At 36.0% G+C, this 19,894-nt stretch carries 24 protein-coding genes and 1 riboswitch; of the genes, 14 read left to right on the forward strand and 10 right to left on the reverse strand.

Features of this window, described 5'->3' with window-relative positions; translation table 11 throughout:
• Positions 1-12 precede the first annotated feature (12 nt).
• The 3 genes from ribE to A6J74_RS23975 form a co-directional block, all read right to left on the reverse strand.
• Entirely contained in the window at positions 13-657 is a 645-nt protein-coding gene (ribE, locus tag A6J74_RS23965; RefSeq protein ID WP_000493931.1) for a riboflavin synthase subunit alpha, read from the reverse strand.
• Positions 639-1,751, reverse strand: a complete 1,113-nt coding sequence (ribD, locus tag A6J74_RS23970; RefSeq protein ID WP_000132003.1) for a bifunctional diaminohydroxyphosphoribosylaminopyrimidine deaminase/5-amino-6-(5-phosphoribosylamino)uracil reductase RibD — start codon at positions 1,749-1,751, stop codon at positions 639-641. Before ribD ends, ribE begins: the two co-directional genes overlap by 19 nt.
• A gap of 307 nt (positions 1,752-2,058) precedes the next feature.
• Positions 2,059-2,202, reverse strand: a riboswitch (FMN riboswitch).
• Between the two features lie 189 nt (positions 2,203-2,391).
• Positions 2,392-2,634 (reverse strand): CDGSH iron-sulfur domain-containing protein, encoded by a 243-nt coding sequence (locus tag A6J74_RS23975; RefSeq protein ID WP_002039507.1) that lies wholly within the window; start codon positions 2,632-2,634, stop codon positions 2,392-2,394.
• A 252-nt stretch (positions 2,635-2,886) separates the two neighbouring features.
• Here A6J74_RS23975 and A6J74_RS23985 point away from each other — a divergent pair, with 252 nt between their 5' ends.
• Complete coding sequence (locus A6J74_RS23985; protein WP_000360799.1) at positions 2,887-3,132, forward strand: DUF2552 family protein; 246 nt, start codon at positions 2,887-2,889, stop codon at positions 3,130-3,132.
• A gap of 11 nt (positions 3,133-3,143) precedes the next feature.
• Here the strand turns inward: A6J74_RS23985 and A6J74_RS23990 are convergent, their stop codons facing one another.
• Positions 3,144-4,067 carry an alpha/beta hydrolase gene (locus A6J74_RS23990; protein WP_000819220.1) on the reverse strand — a complete coding sequence of 308 codons (924 nt, stop codon included), beginning with the start codon at positions 4,065-4,067 and terminating at the stop codon, positions 3,144-3,146.
• 81 nt (positions 4,068-4,148) lie between these two features.
• On the opposite strand from A6J74_RS23990, the gene A6J74_RS23995 reads away from it, so the two are divergent.
• Both A6J74_RS23995 and A6J74_RS24000 read left to right on the forward strand, forming a co-directional pair.
• Positions 4,149-4,631 (forward strand): GNAT family N-acetyltransferase, encoded by a 483-nt coding sequence (locus A6J74_RS23995; RefSeq protein ID WP_000233395.1) that lies wholly within the window; start codon positions 4,149-4,151, stop codon positions 4,629-4,631.
• 99 nt (positions 4,632-4,730) lie between these two features.
• Positions 4,731-5,594 (forward strand): LacI family DNA-binding transcriptional regulator, encoded by an 864-nt coding sequence (locus A6J74_RS24000; RefSeq protein WP_000201332.1) that lies wholly within the window; start codon positions 4,731-4,733, stop codon positions 5,592-5,594.
• 23 nt (positions 5,595-5,617) lie between these two features.
• Here the strand turns inward: A6J74_RS24000 and A6J74_RS24005 are convergent, their stop codons facing one another.
• Together A6J74_RS24005 and A6J74_RS24010 are read right to left on the reverse strand one after the other, a co-directional pair.
• Positions 5,618-6,937 carry a Na+/H+ antiporter family protein gene (locus A6J74_RS24005; RefSeq protein ID WP_000994821.1) on the reverse strand — a complete coding sequence of 440 codons (1,320 nt, stop codon included), beginning with the start codon at positions 6,935-6,937 and terminating at the stop codon, positions 5,618-5,620.
• 133 nt (positions 6,938-7,070) lie between these two features.
• Positions 7,071-8,069 (reverse strand): alpha/beta fold hydrolase, encoded by a 999-nt coding sequence (locus A6J74_RS24010; RefSeq protein ID WP_000898944.1) that lies wholly within the window; start codon positions 8,067-8,069, stop codon positions 7,071-7,073.
• A gap of 122 nt (positions 8,070-8,191) precedes the next feature.
• Here A6J74_RS24010 and A6J74_RS24015 point away from each other — a divergent pair, with 122 nt between their 5' ends.
• Positions 8,192-8,668: a ribbon-helix-helix domain-containing protein gene (locus tag A6J74_RS24015; protein ID WP_000151924.1), complete on the forward strand. Its 477-nt coding sequence runs from the start codon at positions 8,192-8,194 to the stop codon at positions 8,666-8,668.
• A 129-nt stretch (positions 8,669-8,797) separates the two neighbouring features.
• On the opposite strand, the gene A6J74_RS24020 is transcribed toward A6J74_RS24015, so the two are convergent.
• Positions 8,798-10,387, reverse strand: a complete 1,590-nt coding sequence (locus A6J74_RS24020; RefSeq protein ID WP_000265571.1) for a bifunctional metallophosphatase/5'-nucleotidase — start codon at positions 10,385-10,387, stop codon at positions 8,798-8,800.
• 201 nt (positions 10,388-10,588) lie between these two features.
• Here A6J74_RS24020 and A6J74_RS24025 point away from each other — a divergent pair, with 201 nt between their 5' ends.
• The 3 genes from A6J74_RS24025 (at position 10,589) to A6J74_RS24035 (ending at position 12,394) form a co-directional block, all read left to right on the forward strand.
• Positions 10,589-10,852, forward strand: a complete 264-nt coding sequence (locus tag A6J74_RS24025) for a YqkE family protein (protein ID WP_000727568.1) — start codon at positions 10,589-10,591, stop codon at positions 10,850-10,852.
• A gap of 68 nt (positions 10,853-10,920) precedes the next feature.
• Complete coding sequence (locus tag A6J74_RS24030; protein ID WP_001227193.1) at positions 10,921-11,445, forward strand: GrpB family protein; 525 nt, start codon at positions 10,921-10,923, stop codon at positions 11,443-11,445.
• A gap of 121 nt (positions 11,446-11,566) precedes the next feature.
• Positions 11,567-12,394 carry an aldo/keto reductase gene (locus tag A6J74_RS24035; RefSeq protein WP_000547987.1) on the forward strand — a complete coding sequence of 276 codons (828 nt, stop codon included), beginning with the start codon at positions 11,567-11,569 and terminating at the stop codon, positions 12,392-12,394.
• A 65-nt stretch (positions 12,395-12,459) separates the two neighbouring features.
• Here the strand turns inward: A6J74_RS24035 and A6J74_RS24040 are convergent, their stop codons facing one another.
• Both A6J74_RS24040 and mciZ read right to left on the reverse strand, forming a co-directional pair.
• The gene (locus tag A6J74_RS24040; protein ID WP_000747219.1) at positions 12,460-13,374 is read right to left on the reverse strand and encodes an aldo/keto reductase; all 915 of its coding nucleotides are present in this window, start codon (positions 13,372-13,374) and stop codon (positions 12,460-12,462) included.
• A 53-nt stretch (positions 13,375-13,427) separates the two neighbouring features.
• Positions 13,428-13,556, reverse strand: coding sequence for a Z-ring formation inhibitor MciZ (mciZ, locus tag A6J74_RS24045; protein WP_000870289.1), 129 nt, complete (start codon positions 13,554-13,556; stop codon positions 13,428-13,430).
• A 74-nt stretch (positions 13,557-13,630) separates the two neighbouring features.
• Between mciZ and A6J74_RS24050 the strand changes: the two genes are divergently transcribed.
• Positions 13,631-14,170, forward strand: coding sequence for an NUDIX domain-containing protein (locus tag A6J74_RS24050; protein WP_000067046.1), 540 nt, complete (start codon positions 13,631-13,633; stop codon positions 14,168-14,170).
• Between the two features lie 25 nt (positions 14,171-14,195).
• Here A6J74_RS24050 and A6J74_RS24055 read toward each other — a convergent pair whose 3' ends face one another.
• Positions 14,196-14,747, reverse strand: coding sequence for a GNAT family N-acetyltransferase (locus A6J74_RS24055; protein WP_000803486.1), 552 nt, complete (start codon positions 14,745-14,747; stop codon positions 14,196-14,198).
• A 126-nt stretch (positions 14,748-14,873) separates the two neighbouring features.
• Between A6J74_RS24055 and spoIIM the strand changes: the two genes are divergently transcribed.
• The 6 genes from spoIIM (at position 14,874) to deoB (ending at position 19,886) form a co-directional block, all read left to right on the forward strand.
• Complete coding sequence (gene spoIIM / locus A6J74_RS24060; RefSeq protein WP_000269108.1) at positions 14,874-15,521, forward strand: stage II sporulation protein M; 648 nt, start codon at positions 14,874-14,876, stop codon at positions 15,519-15,521.
• Between the two features lie 106 nt (positions 15,522-15,627).
• On the forward strand, positions 15,628-16,083 hold the full coding sequence (fur, locus tag A6J74_RS24065; RefSeq protein WP_000392657.1) for a ferric iron uptake transcriptional regulator: 456 nt from the start codon (positions 15,628-15,630) through the stop codon (positions 16,081-16,083).
• Between the two features lie 103 nt (positions 16,084-16,186).
• On the forward strand, positions 16,187-16,417 hold the full coding sequence (locus tag A6J74_RS24070; RefSeq protein WP_001250432.1) for a YqzK family protein: 231 nt from the start codon (positions 16,187-16,189) through the stop codon (positions 16,415-16,417).
• A gap of 6 nt (positions 16,418-16,423) precedes the next feature.
• A complete protein-coding gene (gene xerD / locus A6J74_RS24075) occupies positions 16,424-17,314 on the forward strand; it encodes a site-specific tyrosine recombinase XerD (protein WP_000390076.1) in 891 nt (296 codons plus the stop codon).
• 294 nt (positions 17,315-17,608) lie between these two features.
• Positions 17,609-18,337, forward strand: coding sequence for a FixH family protein (locus tag A6J74_RS24080; RefSeq protein ID WP_016109062.1), 729 nt, complete (start codon positions 17,609-17,611; stop codon positions 18,335-18,337).
• A gap of 364 nt (positions 18,338-18,701) precedes the next feature.
• A complete protein-coding gene (gene deoB / locus A6J74_RS24085; RefSeq protein WP_001046074.1) occupies positions 18,702-19,886 on the forward strand; it encodes a phosphopentomutase in 1,185 nt (394 codons plus the stop codon).
• Positions 19,887-19,894: the final 8 nt, after the last annotated feature.

The following is a 19,894-nucleotide window of genomic DNA, read 5'->3' on the forward strand; positions in this document are numbered from 1 at the left end:
TATGTTTCCCCCTTATAGAAATCCGTTTTCTTGTAAAAAGCTTTCGGACATTGACCCCGTTCGTTTTACAGGTTTAGAAATAAAGCGTTCGATATATTTACCAATCATGTCACACTCAATGTTTACGATATCTCCGGCATTCTTTTCTCCGATGACAGATTCGCTTACTGTGTGTGGGATGAGTGAAATTGTTATGGAAGATTCGTCTATATCAAATATCGTTAAACTCGTTCCATCAACAGCAACGGATCCTTTATGCAAACAATAGCGTAGCAATTCATCGGAAATTGCTATTTTGTAATAGACGGCATTGTAATGTTGTTTTTTAGTTAAAATTGTCCCGATGCCATCGATATGTCCTGAAACGAAATGTCCACCAAAGCGCCCGTTTGCAGCCATGGCCCGCTCTAAATTTACTTTAGAGTGTGATTTAAGCAGGCGAAGTGATGTTGATTTCATCGTTTCAGGCATTGCATCAACTGTAAATGAAGTAGTTGTAAAGCTCGTTACAGTTAAGCAAATCCCGTTAACCGCGATACTATCACCTAAATGGACATCAGATAAAATTTTATTTGCATGGATCGTTAATTTCATCGCTTCTCCGCTTTGTTGCATGTTTGTGATCGTTCCTAATTCTTCTACAATTCCTGTAAACATTTCGTCACCTCATTTCGGGCAGTCGCAACAATTTTGATATCATCGCCAATTTGTTTCATCTCTTGAATTTTCAAGGAAAGCGAATCTTGTAATTTTGAAAAACCGTTTCCTCCAAAAAGAGTAGGAGCACCTTTCCCGCCAATTAATTTCGGGCTTATATAGGTTACAATTTCATTGAAATTGTTTGTTTGTAAGAAACTTGCATGAACAGTTTGTCCACCTTCGATGAAGAGAGACAGGATTTGTTTTTCACCGAGTAGATCTAAAACATCTTGAATTTCAATTTGCTTCGTTTTCATTTGGAATATCGCTATATTTTTAGATTCATAAGAAGCTATTTTCTCTTTATTTACATCCTTACCTACAATAATCCATGTCGGTGCTAAAGTATCTGTTATGACATGAGAAGATGGTGGCGTTCGTAAATGGGTATCTAAAATAACGCGAATAGAATGTTTCCCGCCATTTGGAATTCTTGTTGTTAAATGTGGATTGTCGGCTATAACTGTATTCACTCCAACAAGAATTGCATCATGTGTATGGCGATATTGGTGAACGTCAGCGCGTGCTTCTGCACCAGTAATCCACTTACTTTCACCAGTTACAGTGGCTGTTTTGCCATCTAAGCTCATCGCGGTCTTTATCGTGACAAATGGGCGTTTCGTTTTCATGTAGTGAAAAAAGTAGCGATTTAATAAAACTGCTTCCGTTTCAAGAACACCCGTAGTTACTTCGATTCCTGCCTCTTCTAATTTCTTTTTTCCATTACCAGAAACGAGCGGGTTGCAATCAAGGGTAGCAATGACAATGCGCTTAACTCCCTTTTCGATGAGTAATTCACAGCAAGGTGGTGTTTTTCCAAAGTGGCTACACGGCTCAAGTGTTACATAGACGGTAGCGTTTTTGGCTTTCTCACCAGCCATATGAAGGGCATGAACTTCCGCGTGTTCTTCACCAGCACGTAAATGAGCGCCCATTCCGACGATGTTTCCATCTTTTACAACAACAGCACCAACCATAGGATTCGGACTCGTTTGTCCTGATGTCCCCTTAGCTAATTGCAAGGCAATCCTCATATATTCTTGATCAGTCATTCTCTTCACCTCTCCTAAAAAAATCAAAAAACCCCAAGGATTTAATATCCTTGGGGTTTGGGAGACGTGATTTCTAGAATTATAGTTCGAATACGAAAGTACAGGAAAGAAACCTAGCGATGATTGACATTTTTGCATAAGGAAAAAACCTAGCAAAATATCGAATTTTTTAAACGCTAGTTGTCTCTTTTTTATTTCAGTATAAAAAATGAGTATAGAAAACTAAACATATATATAAATTCAAAATGAATGTATAAAAATATGCATACTGAAATAAAAGTGTATTCACTATATAAAAAACTAGAAACATATCCTTCTCCCATCCAGACTATACTGTCGGCCCTAGAGTTTCACTAGATCCACCGTTTTCGAGTTGAAAACGGGTCACGGACTTAGAAGTTTTCACTTCATCACCGCCGGTTGGGAATTTCACCCGACCCCGAAGGATGCTGTTTGGTCAAATTATAGCACAAAAAAGAAAAAAGGCTAGCAAAAAATATTTGAATGTGAAGAATTGTGTGAAAATACATGGAGATTGAAATGGAGACAAAAGTGTTAGAAATGTTGTTAGGAAAAGGAATATCCAGACTTTGATTAAAAGAAAAAACATGCACAAAAAATGTGCATGTCACATACGAAATTACTTTGCCTCTGGTGCTCTAACAACAGATTCGAATTTACCTTTATGCGAAGCATCGCAATAAGGCATATTTTTTGATAAACCACAACGGCATAAAGAAAATGCTGGTTTTGCTGGGAATACATTCCCTTGTGAGTCGACTAATTCCACGTCCCCTGTAACGCGAAAAGAGCCATTATCATTTACTTTAATTTGTACTTTTGCCAACGCTATCCCTCCTTCCCAAACGCTTAATTTCATCATATAATCAAGGGAAGCACTTGACAATATAAAGTGAAACTTTAATTAGTGGAGGGGGTTCATTCCACTGATTATTAGCCTTCACCAATCGGGCGATTACGGGCAGTTAATCTCCCGCCTAACTTCTTTGCTTCAGCTGAATTTTGAGATGGGAGTCTCACTGCCCGTTAACGCGGGATAAAAAGAGCACTTTCTTTGGGAGAGAAGAGAGTGTTATAATGTTTTTTATAACTGACTAGAGTAAGGTGACGAAAGATGGATAAACAATTACTTACATTACGAAATATTGCAAATGAGCGCACGTGGGCATCATTTTTGAATGATAATCATCCATATAGTTTATTGCACTGGTCGATTGCCGGTGTAGGACAAGAAGCGAAGGATGTTTGGTTACTTCAAGATGAGGTAACGTTTCAAACGACAGAATTTCCAACGCTAGATGAAGCTGTGCAATGGATTTCTGAAAACATGGAACAAGTTACAGACGTTTTATCACAATGAAAAAAACAGGCTTATGCAAGCCTGTTTTTTGTTTCTTTTACGTATGTGTTCAAAAATTGATCAAGAGCTGCTTCATACTCCTCTTTATTTTCGTTATAAGAGCAAGCGTGTGCACCGTGTTCTGCAATATAAAGTTGTTTATTATTTTCTTTTGCTTCATATAGAGCTTTTGTCATATCGGCTAAAATATAATCGTCATCTTTACTATGAATAAAGAGAACGGGATTGTTAATGTTTTTTATACAGTCGATTGGTGAAACTTCACGAATTGTATACCCGTCACGAACTTTTAAAAAAGCATTTGCTAATGGTAATAAAGGCCATTTGGGTAAATGGAATTCAACCTTTAAGCGGTGCTGTAATTGCCCATAGAAATCAGAAAAAGGACAATCTGCAATATAGAAATCAGCACCATCTTCTACAAGTCCTGCGTATTGAAGTAGTGTTGCAGCGCCCATAGATTCACCATGAATACCGAGTATTATATTTGTGCCAAAACGACTTTTTAGCCAGTCAACTACTGATTTTAAATCATGTTTTTCATAGTATCCATAGCTTGTTGTTTTTCCTCCGGTTTTACCATGACGACGATGATCATAAATAAGGACATTAAATCCTCTGCTTAAAAATAAGTTTGCATATTTTACAGAGTTCATTTTGTTTACAGTTACGCCGTGACAAAAAACCATAAACTTGTTGGAATGACCTGCAGGAATGTAATATCCATGAAGATCATATCCGAATTGCGAAGGGATATGAATTTCTTCTTTATGAAGAGCGTCAAAATCTTCTATACGAAAATGTTTTTTCGATTCTCTTTCTAGAACTTCTTCCTCTGTTTTTTTCTTCAAGTACATCACTTTATTTGTAAAGAAAATCCCAAGGGCAGTTATCGCACCTAGTATAGTAAACAATGCTGCAAAAAAACGTTTCATACTTTACCTCATCCTCCAAATACCGTTACATGTGATACACTTACATTGTATCACAAGGATAGAAAAGGAGAGAAATAGGAAATGGTGCATATAAAAAAAATTACATCAACAATGAAAGAAAAAATCCGAATGTTCATGTGTGAAAACTGGGGGAGCTCATTGATGGTTTCGCGTGGTAAGGGGCATCAGTTAGAAGAGCTACCAGGATTTGTTGCGTTTTTAGATGACAGAATAATCGGAATTATAACGTATGAAGTGACTGGGAATTTGTGTGAAATTGTATCGTTAGATAGTTTTCAAGAAAGGAAGGGGATCGGGACGAAGCTTGTGGATTGCGTATTGCAAGTTGCTCAAGAAGCACAGTGCCAAGGAGTTTGGCTCATTACAACAAATGATAATATGAACGCGTTACGCTTTTATCAAAAACGTAATTTCATGATGACAAATTTATATGTAAATGCAGTAGAAGAGGCGCGAAAAATAAAGCAAGAAATTCCGCGCATTGGATATGATAATATCCCGATTTTACATGAAATTCAGATGGAGTATCGTTTATTGAAATGATGTAACAATTTTCAGAAATATAAGTTATTATTCTTGACGAATACTGTAATTTAAGTTACCTTAAAATTGTAATCTATTACCATATTAAGGGGTGACGATGTGGCAACTATACGTGATGTTGCAAAATTGGCAGGTGTTTCAGTCGCAACCGTTTCACGAGTTATTAATGAAAAAGGATACGTTCATGACGAAACAGTAAAACAAGTAAAGGAAGCAATTGAGGAATTACGTTATAGGCCAAACAGTGCAGCAAAGCCATTATTTAAAGAGAATTCAACAATCATTGCATTACTTGTAGAGAATTTATGTAACCCATTAAACATCACTTTGCTACATTGTATTGAGGAAATAGCATATAAAGAAGGCTATCAAATAATCGTTTGTAATATAGAGAATAAAGATAGATACATACATATGTTGAAGCAAAATAACGTTGCAGGTGTTATTTTGACAAAATCAGTTTTTAAAAGTCTAGGGAAAATCGAATTCCCATTTGTTGTGATGGAGGAAAAACAACCTCTTACAAATCATTATGAAAGTGGACAGAGGGCTGTTTCTTTATTAAAAGAGAAAGCATGTCACTTTCTTGCTTATTTCGGTGAGGGGGAAGAAAGTGAAGAAATGGAAGAGCGTATATCAGGATTTTTAGACGCTGTTTGGGATGAAGGGATCTCTTATCGAGAAGCATGTGTACAAAGGTATACGAATAAACAGTTTATTACGTTATTGCAAACTCATCCGTATATAGATGGAATTGTAGCTTCAAGTGATAAGGTTGCTACCGAGTTAATTCGAGCAGCCAAATTTCTAAATATACATATACCAGAAAAATTAAAAATTATTGGACCGAATGGGAGTATCGAGAGTGAATGGATAGGTCCATCACTACCAGCAATTGAAAATTACGTCGAAGAAGAAGCGAAAATAGCTTTTCAACAATTAAAAGGGAAAATGAAAAAGTAAAAGGTGCGTTTTATACGCACCTTTTACAATGTAATTGCGGCAATAAAGCCAAATATAAGTAACGGTATATTATAATGCAGAAAAGTCGGTACACATGTATCCCATATATGATGGTGTTGACCGTCAGCGTTTAAACCTGATGTTGGTCCAAGTGTACTATCAGATGCTGGAGATCCTGCATCACCTAGCGCTCCTGCTGTACCGATAATTGCAATTGTAGCCATTGGACTAAATCCAAGCTGAATGCAAAGGGGTACAAAAATTGTTGTTAAGATAGGAATGGTTGAAAAGGATGAACCAATTCCCATCGTAACGAGAAGTCCGATAACGAGCATAAGAAATGCAGCAAGCGGTTTGTTATTTCCGATGAAATGTGCACTCGTTTGCACAAGTGATTCAACATGTCCTGTTTTTCGAAGAACAGCGCCAAATCCAGCGGCAGAAATCATGACAAATCCGATAAAGGACATCATACGCATTCCACTTGTTAATATTGCATCTGCTTCTTTAAGGGGGAGACTACCACTAATTGATAAGACAATAATCCCCGCTAAGGCACCGAAAATCATTGATTCTGTTGCTAATTGAACAGTTAATGTAGCTGTGATAGATAATAATCCGAAAGTGATGCTTCGCTTTGTATAGGGAACGATTTCACTTTCAGCGGTATGAATTTGTTCTGTTTCATATGTACGAGGTTTTCGGTACGTAATGAATACCGCTACACATAATCCGATAATCATTCCGATTGCTGGAATAGTCATCGCTTTTGGGATAAGCGCGACATCAAATGTAAGGCCGCTTTGGGCAGCATTTGTTTGCAATACGTCATGATAAATTTTTCCGAATCCTGCAGGGATCCACATATAAGGTGTAATTAACCCGAATGTAATAATACATGTGACAAGTCTACGATCTACTTTCAGCTCGTTTAATACTTTTAAAAGTGCAGGAATTAAGATTGGGATGAAAGCGATATGAACAGGGATAACATTTTGTGAGAAACAAGCCATTGTTAAAATGATGAATAAAATCAGTATTTTAGAATAAACTTGTTTTTTTGTGTCTTGTTCGTTGCCAATCCATTTTAATGCGGTTTGAATCATGGCATCTGGAAGTCCTGTTTTAGAAAGAGAAATAGCGAAACCGCCAAGCATTGCATAGCTTAATGCGATAGGGGCACTGTTTCCAAGACCAGTTGTAAAAGTGTTAATTGTTTCTGAAATACCGAGTCCGCCGATAAGTCCGCCTGTTAGAGCTCCAATAATAATGGCGACAATGACTTGGACACGTAACAAACTAAGCAATAGCATGACTGCTACTGCGACGAGTACAGCGTTCATAATAGATATAATCTCCCTAATTTTTATTCTGTTAAGGCAAGTGAATATGAAGCAGTTTGCTATATTTATACATAATACTTGCGACATATTATTATAAAATGTTTTCTATGAAATGTAAAAGAGCCTTTTTTATTTAATGATGAAAAGATAGCTCTTGTTTGATGGATTGTAAAGAATTAGCAAATAGTTCTGGTTCTTCTAGATCAGGAGAATGTGCTGAATTTGGAAACCAAATCATTTTCTTTATGGGTGCTTCAATAACATCACAATATTCTTGAACGAGTGCATACGGAGTTTGATAATCATAGCGACCAGAACAAAAATATACCGGAATAGATAAACTTGAAATAGACGAAAAGAAATCGATTGTCAGCATTTCTTCCCATAAAACGCCAGATTTTAAATTTCCTGCGAGAAACTTGAACCAATCTAATAGCGTATACTCAGGAGAAAAGAAACCTTTTCGTATGAAAGAAAAGGAAGATCCGTTTTGGATTGCGCCTCCAAATGTGCCAAGCCACTTTCTTTGAATAATAAGACGTCTCGTATCTAAAAATGGTGGTTTGCCTAATTTTAAAAGGGAAGCTAATGCTTTTTTATGATCATGTTTTTTGGCAGAATGAATTAAATGTTGATATAGCAATTCTTCATTTTGTTTCATATGTACAATTTGCCCTATACCGATGTAAGCCTCGATATATTTTGGATATTGATGTGCTATGTTAAGCCCAATAATACTTCCCCAAGAATGACCAGCGAGAAATAGTTTTTGTTTGTTGAACCTTTTAAGTACATATTGAATCACTTCTTTTGCATCGGAAACGAATTGTTCGATTGTGAAATTTGCTCCGAAATCTTTCATTGAAAAGGATTTACCTGCCCCGCGTTGATCCCAATTAATAACGATAAAGTGCTTCTCTAATTCTTTTTGGAAATGGCGAATAAATCCGATTTGTGCCATGCCAGGTCCGCCGTGACAGCATAATAAAATAGGCTGTTCTATGTTTTGACCACGCATGAGGAGGAATTGTTTTCGGTTGTTAATCATAACGCTTTCCATCGTAGCAATACTATTAGGAATGAGTTGTTTATTTTCATTATAGAACTGTGGGGTACAGCTACGAAAAAGCATATTGAAAACCTCCTTTTCTGAAATCGTATGAATCGCACAGGCTATTTATTTTGCATATACTGTTAGAAAATCATTGTAACATACCATGCTAGTGTCATTTCAACATGGGAGGAGGGGAAATTGTGACGATTGGAGAAATTATAGATTGTTTAAATAGGCGTGAATCCATCGCTATTATAGCAAAGCGCCTTGAAATAAGTCCGTATACATTATCGAAGAAATTAAGGTGGATTGGATACGAGTATGATGGAGAACGGAAGAAACGTATTTTTGTAGGAGATGGAGAAGAACCACGTCACTTACAACTCCAAGAAGCGACCGCCCTTCAATATGCGAAAACAGATTATCAAGTATTAATTTATGAGCAATTACAAAGCATTTATGAATTATTAAGAAAGAGAGAAGAAGTAAGTGCACCAATTATGAGTAAAAGTACAGAAAAAAAGAAACGTACCTTCTCTATTAATAAAGAAATATTAGCAAGATTAGACATCATATCAGAATCAAAAGGGATTCAAAAATCTAAACTTGTAGAAGAGGCATTACAACAATTTTTACAGCAATATGACTTTAACAACACATCACATTTTGATAATTGAAGAAAAGGATACTGTGTTCATTATAAGAACGAGTATCCTTTTCTTTGTTTCATGTATATTACGGCTAGAATAAAGGATAAGTGCATATCCTTTGCAATGAAAAGTACAGAGTGCGTATTTCGAGCGTACTTAATTTATTTTTTGAATTCTACCATCAATAGTTGGTTGAATTGGCTCTTTTACTTGTTTTACATAATCAACTAGTGCTTCAAAGTCATTTGGACCAGTCTCTGCATTTTTACCATTTTTAAATGATACGAATCCATCACCACCAGAAGCTAAGAAAGCATTTGCAACTACGCTATACGTTTTAGATGGAGATAATTCTTCTCCATTTGTTAAGCGTATATTCGTAACCTTTTCACCGTTTGGTTTGCTTGCATCCCAAGTATATTGAATACCTGAAATTTGCAGCATTCTCGTTGTTCCTTTTTGCCATTGTTGATTTAAAATATCACGAATATCTTGACCTGTTAAATCTGCTTTAATCAACTGATTTCCAAAAGGTTGAATGCCGTACAATTCGCCCCATGTAATATCACCAGCGTCTAAGTCATTACGAATCCCACCAGGATTCATAAGTGCGATTTGAGTTTGCATCGTTTGGCGCTGTGCATCGGCAACTAAATTTCCAAGTGTAGATTCACCAGCATCGTTTTGTTTACGGTCAATAGGTGCTGTAGATTTTCCGACTACTTCATTTACAAGAGGTGCGATTTTTTCTTTATATTGATCTAACTTTTGTTTTACTTGTTTATCAGGTTCGACACCTTCATGGTATGTTGTAACAACTTCAGCTTTTTTCTTTACGATATCTTTTGTTTTACGGTCAATTGTTACATCTACGTCTGAGAAAGCCATCCCGTAAGAGTTCGCTTGTACGATAAGTTTATTATTAACAGTACCATTTACATACGTATGACTATGCCCACCGAAAATAACATCAACTTCTGGATCAGCTTCATTTGCAATTCGGTTAAGGTCGCCATTTGTTATACCAGACTCATCTGTCGTTCCGCCAACATGTGCAAGGACGACGATGGATTTAACACCGAGACGCTTTAATTGTTGCGTTGATTTATTAATCGCTTCCACTTCGTCAGTGATCTGTACATTTTTAAGCATAGTAGGCATAACGACATTTGGTGTATCAGTTGTAACGACACCGATGAATCCTACAGGAACACCATCTACCATTTTTACAGTAAATGGTGGTAAGAATAAGCGACCAGTTGATTTGTTATAGAAGTTTGCAGCGACATAAGGGAAGTTTGCTCCTTTGAAATTCCCTGTTTTTTCGTGGTAACCACCGTAAATGAGTCGTTTCATTTCATCGATGCCTTCATCAAATTCATGGTTTCCGATTGTACCTACATCAAATTTTAAGTCATTTAAAAATTCAATCGTTGGTTCGTCTTGTAACAATGCTGAAACTGGTGGACTAGCTCCGACAATATCGCCAGCATGTACGAGAAGTGTATTAGGGTTTTGTTTTTTACGTTCTTTTAAATAAGTGGCTAAGTAATCAGCGCCACCGGCTTCTTTATTATTAATTTTTTTAACAGTATCTAGTTGTCCATGGAAATCATTAATGCCAAGCATTTGTACGTCTATGTAACGGTTTTGTTCGGCTGGAGTCTGAGATGGGGGAGCGGCGAATACACTTGAAAAAGTAATGGTGCTTAAAACTGCGACAGCGGGAATAATTTTTTTCCACATAATTCATTTCTCCTTTTTTTATAATCTGACATCATACGACATAATTTTAATAGATTCATAGGATTATATCTATATAAAAATTTAGTTTTTTAAAAAAATTAACAAATTTACAAATAATGAATAATAGAGTAATGAACCTTTTTTATTGTCGATTTCAGCATGTATCCTCTATAATGGAGAAAAAAGTAAAAGGTGAGCGGTATGAAGAAAAAGAAACAAAGGCAAGTGCAAAGACAATCTCAAATGAACCAACCGAAGAAAGAATCACTTACATTAGGTGATCAATTAAATGATTCACTTATGCAGCAATTAAAGAATAAGAAGAAAGAGTTGCAAGTGAGAGAAGAGAAAAAAGAGGCAGCAGAACTAGAAAGAAAGCGTCAAGAGCAAAAAGAACGTGAAAAGAATAAATCATTTGAAGAACTGTTAAGTGAAAGTAATCTTACTTGGAAAGACTTTAAATAATAACGAAAATGATCAGTGTATATCGCTGGTCATTTTTTTGACGAGCTTGTAAGAAAAGGGGAGTTAAAATGAGAAAAATTGTAGTCGTACCATATGAAAATCATTGGATTGAAAAATTTCAAATGGAAGCTGAAAGATTGAAGTCTGTGCTGCCAGAAACAGTGGAGATTCATCATATTGGCAGTACATCAGTGCCAGGACTAGCAGCTAAACCTATTATCGATATGATTATGGAGGTAGAAAGTATCGATCGTGTAGATCGTTGGAATGAAAGATTTAAAGAGCTTGGTTACATCGTAAAAGGAGAAAATGGTATTTCAAGACGCCGTTATTTTATTCATGGAACGGAGGAAAAACGCTCGTATCACTTACACGTGTTTGAAAAAGGAAATCCTGAGATAGTAAGGCATTTAGCGTTTCGTGATTATATGATGGCGCATTGTGAAGAAGCAAAGGCGTATGCAGTTTTAAAGAGAGAACTAGCCGAAAAATATACATATGATGGCACGTTATATACGGAAGGGAAAAACGAGTTTGTACGTAATATTGATGAAAAAGCAAAAGAATGGAGAAAAGGAAACGTAAATAATTGAGTTCGTATTTTTAGTGTATAAAATTATTATGTCAACTATACGTATATTTTGACTTTTTGGATGAATCTTGTTGAAATAAAGTAGTGGTTTATAAAATGTAACAATGAAAGGGAGAACGACTGTGCATATTCCAACAACTACACTTCATAATGGCGTGAAAATGCCGATGATTGGTCTAGGCGTCTATAAAGCGAAAGAAGGCGACGAAGTAAAGCAAGCAGTAAAAACAGCGTTAGAAGTTGGATACCGTTCGATTGATACAGCAGCTGTATATGAAAATGAAAGCGGTGTCGGTGAGGCAGTTCGTGAATCAGGAATTTCGAGAGAAGACATATTTATTACAACAAAAGTTTGGAACGACGATCAAGGATACGAGGAGACACTCGAAGCATTTGAAAACAGCTTAAAGAAATTACAGATGGACTATGTAGATTTATATTTAATCCACTGGCCAATTAGAGGGAAGTATATTGAAACGTACCGAGCTTTAGAAAAATTGTATGAAGAAGGTAAAGTACGCGCGATTGGTGTTTCTAATTTTCATAAACATCATTTAGAACTGTTATTACCAAATTGTAAAGTGAAGCCTATGGTAAACCAAGTGGAACTTCACCCGATGTTAACACAATTTGAATTGCGTAATTTCTGTGAAGGTGAGCAAATTCAAATGGAAGCGTGGAGTCCGTTAATGAGGGGCGGCGAAGTATTCGAGCACCCAATTATTCAGGGGATTGCTAACAAATATGAAAAAACACCCGCACAAGTTATATTACGATGGGATATTCAAAGTGGGATAGTAACGATTCCTAAATCTGTGACACCATCTCGTATTCAGGAGAATTTTACTATCTTTGATTTCTCATTAACTGAAGAAGAGATGAATCAAATTAATACGTTAAATCGCAATTTACATGTAGGAACGAATCCGGACAAATATGATACGTTATAAAAAAGACTGCCTCCTAATGTTTAATGTTGGGGGCAGTCATCTGTTTTTATCAGTAAATCGATATTTTAACGGTGCAAGGCATATGAATCATGCTTAACGATTTTTTGAAGTTGTATATATTCTTCTTTTGTTACAGGTAACTGTTGGCAAGCGTGTACATTTATCTGTAATTGTTGAATAGAGCTTGCACCAGGTATAACAGCTGCAACAGTTTCGTTATGTAAGCAATAGTGAATAGCTGTTCCTGTTAAAGATTTTTCTCCGATAACTTCTTTTACACTCCCGAGTGCAGTGTTTAATTCATCGTAAGAATAAGAGAGATAGTCCTTTTCTTTTACTCTTTCTATCTTTCTTGCATTGTTGTCAGTTAAAATTCCTTTCGCAAGTGGTCCGCGGGCAATGACACTAATTTGGTGTTCATTAAGAAGTGGGAACCATTCTTCTGGACGACGATTTAAAAGGCTATATTCCATTAGTACACTAACGATATTTGAGCGTTTTGCATACTCACGGATGACATTTGGACGTATAGAAGAAATACCGTAATGGCGAATAATACCTTCTTTTTTCAATTCTTCAAAAGCTTCAATAGTTTCATCTATCGGATCTTCCAGCGTTCCGCCATGAAGTTGATAAAGGTCAATATAATCAGTTTGAAGTCTACGTAAACTTTCTTTTACTTCGGCTTTTATGTAGGCTTTAGAAGGGTCCCAAGCCCAGCCGTTTTTTTCTTCTGTCCATCGATTTCCAACCTTTGTTGTAAGAACAATTTGGTCTCGTTTTCCCTTCAATGCTTTTCCAACAAATTCTTCGTTTAATCCATAATCATATAAATCCGCTGTGTCAAAAAAATTGATTCCTAAATCGATTGCTTCATCGATAATGCGCATAGCTTCTGTTTCAGATGTGCCGAGAGACATACAGCCAAGTCCCATTTCTGTCACAAATAAATCTGAGTTTCCTAATTGACGTTTTTTCATAAGTCAACCTCCTTTCCTTTATTGTACGAAAGGGAAAAGAGGTTGACAAACGTTTACTTTTTATTCGCTGTAATCCACTCTTGTACGGTTGTATACTCTTTGCCATATTGTTTTAGTTTATGGCGAATTTGCCATGCTTTGCCGACTAACGTGATGCGATTTGGTAAAATATAAACTTTCATTTCTATCACGCTCCTTTCAATGTGGTAAAATGTATGAAGAAAGAATAGGAAATAGAACAGGGAGATGAAATAGTATGAGTAATCTTGCAGAGAGAACGGTAAAAACTGAGCCGATTTTTGATGGTAGAGTTATAAAAGTTCGTGTTGATGATGTAGTATTACCAAATGGAGAAATGAGTAAACGTGAAATCGTAAATCACCCTGGTGCAGTTGCTATTATTGCTATTACTGATGAGGGGAAAATTGTGCTTGTTGAGCAGTACCGTAAAGCGCTTGAGAAGGCGATTATTGAAATTCCTGCTGGGAAATTAGAACCTGGGGAAAAGCCAGAGGTGACAGCAGTTCGTGAATTAGAAGAAGAAACAGGATATGTATGTGAAAATATGGAGCTCATTACTTCTTTCTATACATCTCCAGGATTTGCAGATGAAATTTTATATGTATATAAAGCGACAGGTTTGACAAAAAAAGAAAATAAAGCAGCTTTAGATGAAGATGAGTTTGTGGAATTAATGGAAGTATCATTAGAAGAAGCGATTGATCTTATGAAAGACCTTCGTATCCATGATGCGAAGACGATGTTCGCTGTGCAATATTTACAATTACAAAAATAAAACACTCGCCAAAGGCGAGTGTTTTTTAATTGATTTTTGCATATACACGTGCATCACGTAAGCTACCATCTGGCGCAAGGAAATCATTTTCCATTGTACCTTCTAGAATAAATTCTAAACGTTCTGCTAAGTTACATGCATTGGCATTTGTTGCATCAGTACGAATTTCAATCCTTCTAGCACCTAGCTTATCAAAGGCAAATTGAATGGCACCTTTAACAGCTTCAGTCATATAGCCTTGTTTTGTATAAGCACTATGGAGCCAAAAATGAAGTGAAAACTTTGGAATATCCCAGTTTTCAGGCTTGAGCGTAATAGCTCCGATGAATGTACCGGATACTTTATCGTATAAGTGAAAATCAAGTGTTTCACGAAGTAAAAACTGCCCGTGAGCGTTACGAACGATTTCTTCAGCACTCTCTTCTGTTTCAGCGTCAATTGGCATCCATGGTACTAAGTCTTCTAGAGAAGCTTGGATTGCTTCATATACTTCTGCACCATCACCTGGAAACGGCTTGCGAACTTGTAAGCGTTCAGTTTGAAATAATGTTGGAAAATCTAATAATAATGGTTTCAAGAGAAATCCCTCCTATTCTCTACTTTTTAGTTTAGCAAAGTAGAGCGGAATTTCAATGTTAATTCGTCATACTTTTTTTCTTTCTTTCATACATTTTTAGTAAGAGTGTGAACGGAGGGAAGAAAAATGTGGCGAAAAACTTGGCAAAACCGCGTAATGTCTCACATACAGGAAAACTCTTCATTATATATATTTAATGCTGTTTTATTATTGATGGGAGTAATATTTGGAGCTATTCTTGTGAATAGTTTACAAATGAATCAAAAGCAAGATTTATCATTTTATTTACAACGTTTTTTTGGACAAGTTTCTAAAGGAGAATTTGCTATTGCAGGCGAAATGTTTCGAGAAAGTTACTTTTCGCAATTAAAATATATCGGCTTTATTTGGATTTTAGGGATTTCAATTATTGGGTTGCCCCTCATTTTTATTTTATTATTTGTAAAAGGAGTAGTTGTTGGATTTACAGTAGGTTTTTTAGTAAGTCAGCACGGATGGAATGGATTATTATTAGCATTTGTATCTGTATTGCCGCAAAATTTAATTATCATTCCAGTCTTTCTCGTTATGACAACAATTGCTGCAAGCTTTTCCTTACGTATGATTAGGCATCAGTTTATTAGGAAAATAACCGAGCCACTATTACCATTATTAATTCGTTATACATGCTTCTTTCTAGTGATCGGAGTGGTGTTAGCTCTTGCTTCTAGCGTTGAAGCATATGCATCACCAGTTTTAATGAAAGAAGTTGTTGAGGCTATTAACAAAAAATAAATATTTTTTGAGAATAATTATCAATTTGTTTTTATTGTTTTTCTTTTGACAGAAGCCCTTCTTCTGATATAATGGTGTAAGAGTGGCGAGGAGGGAGTAGTACCGAATGGAAGAAAGAATTGAACGAATTAAGAAGCAATTACATGCAGCGAGCTATAAATTAACACCGCAACGTGAAGCAACAGTTCGTGTGCTGCTAGAAAATGAAGAAGATCATTTAAGCGCAGAAGATGTTTACCTCCTTGTAAAAGAAAAGTCGCCAGAGATCGGATTAGCAACCGTCTATCGAACTTTAGAGTTATTATCTGAGTTAAAAGTTGTCGATAAGATTAACTTCGGAGACGGTGTTTCACGCTATGACTTACGCCAAGAAGGTGCGCAGCGTTTCCACCATCATTTGATTTGTACACAATGTGGTGCTGTACAAGAAATACAAGAAGATTTACTTGGTGAAGTGGAAAGGAAAGTAGAACGAGATTGGAGCTTTAAGGTGAAAGATCATCGTTTAACATTCCATGGGATTTGTAAAAACTGTCAAGAAAATGAAACGGATGAAAAATAACCTTTTCCTATTTATCTAGGAAGAGGTTTTTTATTTGAATAAGGTATAAATTGGTGAAAGCTTGGCATATGTTGTAATAACTTATATTTTGGAGGAATTTACAATGCGCCGAGCTTTAAAATTAACTTTTGATGGAATAAAAGTATTTTTATTATTTACAAGTTGTACGATTTTGTTTTATTTCGCTATACTATGGATAAATGAAGAATACGAAAGCTATCATCGTTATGAAAAGCCAAAAGAAGAGACTGTAGAAAAAGTATCAGGGAATGAAGAACCGGCAAAGGATGCTTTCGTAAATAGAATGATGTTTTTCTATGAAAATGGGGAGTAGTGTAGATTGGAAGATCAATTAAAAGATTTTATTCATTATATGATTGTCGAAAAGGGATTAGCGAAAAATACAGTAGTATCTTATGAACGTGATTTAAAAAGCTATGTAAAGTATTTGCAAAATGTAGAACAGATGAAAACCTTTCATGAAGTGACACGTTTGCATATTGTTAACTTTTTGCAGTATTTAAAAGAAAACGGAAAATCTTCGAAAACATTAGCACGTCATATTGCATCAATTCGTTCATTTCACCAATTTTTACTTCGTGAAAGAGCGGTAGAGCACGACCCATCAGTACATATCGAAACGCCGCAAGGAGAACGAAAGTTACCAAAAGTATTATCAATCGATGAAGTAGAGGCGTTACTGCAGACACCAAAAATGACAAGTGCTTTTGGGATTCGTGATAAGGCAATGCTAGAGTTATTGTATGCAACAGGACTTCGTGTTTCAGAATTAATTGCTTTAAATTTAGAAGATGTACATTTAACGATGGGATTTGTTCGCTGCATTGGGAAAGGGAATAAAGAAAGAATTATTCCATTAGGAAGTTTAGCGACAGAAGCGATTCAAAAGTACATTGAAAAAGGAAGAAGAGAATTGATGGGTAAAAAAGTAGTAGATGCACTATTTTTAAACCATCACGGTAATCGATTATCAAGGCAAGGTTTTTGGAAAATATTAAAACGATTAGCGAAAGAAGCGAATATTGAAAAAGAACTTACACCTCATACGTTACGTCATTCTTTTGCTACGCATTTATTAGAAAATGGGGCAGATTTACGTGCGGTACAAGAAATGCTTGGACATGCAGATATTTCAACGACGCAAATTTATACGCACGTTTCAAAAGCTAGATTAAAAGATGTATATAAACAGTTTCATCCGAGAGCATAGTTACTATGCTCTTTTTTCATAGATTAAGAAGAGTAAGCCGTTTCACAGAAACTTCACAAACATTTCGTATATTGTTTTCAGCAGAAGACTGGAATATTACAATGTATTTCCTCTATACTAAATAAAGTGAAACTTTAATCAGTGGGGTTTTTGTTCATTCCCACTGATTATTAGTTGAACCAATCGGGCTTTTACGGGCAGTTGATCTACCACTTAACTTCTTTGCTTCAGCGGAATTTTGAGGTGGGAGTCTTACTGCCCGTTAATGCGGGATAAAGTATAAAGGAGGAAATGATGATGAAAAAACTGATTATAACTTTATTTATCGCGATGCTAGCGTTGGCTGGCTGTAATACAAACAAAGAAGAACCGAAAAAAGAACAGAAACTTGAAGCTGTAAAAGTAGCAGTCCAAACAAATCCGAAAGAAATTAAACCAGGTGAAAAAACAGAAGTACAAGCACTTGTTACACAAGGAAAAGAAAAAGTAACAGATGCTGATGACGTAAAGTTTGAAATTTGGAAAACTGGTGACGAAAAACACGAGATGTTAAATGGTAAGCATAAAGGAAAAGGTGTTTATGCAGTAGAGAAAACATTCGAAACGGATGGCGTATATCATATTATCGCTCATACAAATGCACGTGAAATGCATGTAATGCCAGAAGTAAAAGTCGCTGTAGGAAACGCAAAAGTAGAAGATGCGAAAAAAGAAGAGGCACATGGTGATCATAAAAGTGACACAATGATTCATCTTATGGCTGGTGACATAAAAGCAAATGCTGAATCAACGATGAAAGTTCATTTAAAGCAAAAAGAAGAAGCGTTAACTGGTGCTGAAGTGCAACTTGAGATTTGGAAAGATGGCGTTGAAAAGCACGAATTTATTCCAGCAAAAGAAGGGAATAAAGGAGAGTATGAAAGTAAACATACTTTCAAAGAAAACGGTGCTTACAAAGTGAAAGTACATGTAAGAAAAGGCGAACTGCATGAACATAAAGAAGAAACAGTAGAAGTAAAATAAAAAGCAGCTCTTTAGAGCTGCTTTTTATTTTTATATGAAGAAATAAATCATAAAATAATTAGCACTTCTTCGCCGAATGGATTACAATAGAAGTGTGAATAAAATAAGAAATTCTACGAAAATGTATTAAAAAGAAAGCGTAAACATGTTATGATATCAATATCAGATGTCTGACATCTGACTTAGAAAAAACTAGAAATGTTTTTGAGTCGTTTCAAGTAAAACGAAATAGGTTAGAGAATGATTTAAAGAAGTACTGTTTGACAATGAGAAGGAAAGAGAATTCTTATGAATAACAGTTTCACTTTATAGCGTTTTGAACATACTACAAGAAGTAGAACTGAACTTATAGGAGGTCGCAGTTATGAATAAATATAAACGTATATTCCTAGTCGTAATGGACTCTGTAGGAATCGGTGAAGCACCAGATGCTGAACAATTTGGTGATCTAGGTTCTGACACAATTGGTCACATTGCTGAACATATGAATGGATTACAAATGCCAAACATGGTGAAATTAGGTCTTGGTAACATTCGTGAAATGAAAGGTATTTCTAAAGTAGAGAAACCACTTGGATATTACACAAAGATGCAAGAAAAATCTACTGGTAAAGATACAATGACAGGACACTGGGAAATCATGGGCCTTTACATTGATACACCATTCCAAGTGTTCCCTGAAGGATTCCCGAAAGAATTACTTGATGAATTAGAAGAAAAAACAGGCCGTAAAATTATCGGTAATAAGCCAGCTTCTGGAACTGAGATTCTTGATGAACTTGGTCAAGAGCAAATGGAAACAGGCTCTTTAATTGTTTACACTTCTGCAGATAGCGTACTACAAATTGCAGCACACGAAGAAGTAGTACCACTTGATGAGTTATATGAAATTTGCAAAATTGCACGTGAATTAACACTAGATGAGAAGTACATGGTAGGTCGTGTTATCGCTCGTCCATTCGTTGGAGAACCAGGGAAATTCACACGTACACCAAATCGTCATGACTATGCATTAAAACCATTTGGTCGCACAGTAATGAATGAATTAAAAGATAGCGACTATGATGTTATTGCTATCGGTAAAATCTCTGATATTTATGATGGTGAAGGGGTAACGGAATCACTTCGTACGAAGTCTAATATGGATGGAATGGATAAGCTTGTAGATACATTAAACATGGACTTTACAGGTCTTAGCTTCTTAAACTTAGTTGACTTTGATGCATTATTTGGTCACCGCCGTGATCCACAAGGATATGGAGAAGCACTGCAAGAATATGATGCACGTCTTTCAGAAGTATTCGAAAAACTAAAAGAAGATGATTTATTATTAATTACAGCAGACCATGGTAATGATCCAGTACATCCTGGTACTGATCATACACGTGAATATGTACCGTTATTAGCATATAGCCCAAGCATGAAAGAAGGCGGACAAGAATTACCACTTCGTCAAACATTTGCTGATATTGGTGCAACTGTAGCAGAAAACTTCGGTGTGAAAATGCCAGAATACGGAACAAGCTTCTTAAACGAGCTAAAGAAATAGGGGGATAA

Source organism: Bacillus sp. FDAARGOS_235 (genome assembly GCF_002073415.2).
GTDB lineage: Bacteria > Bacillota > Bacilli > Bacillales > Bacillaceae_G > Bacillus_A > Bacillus_A toyonensis.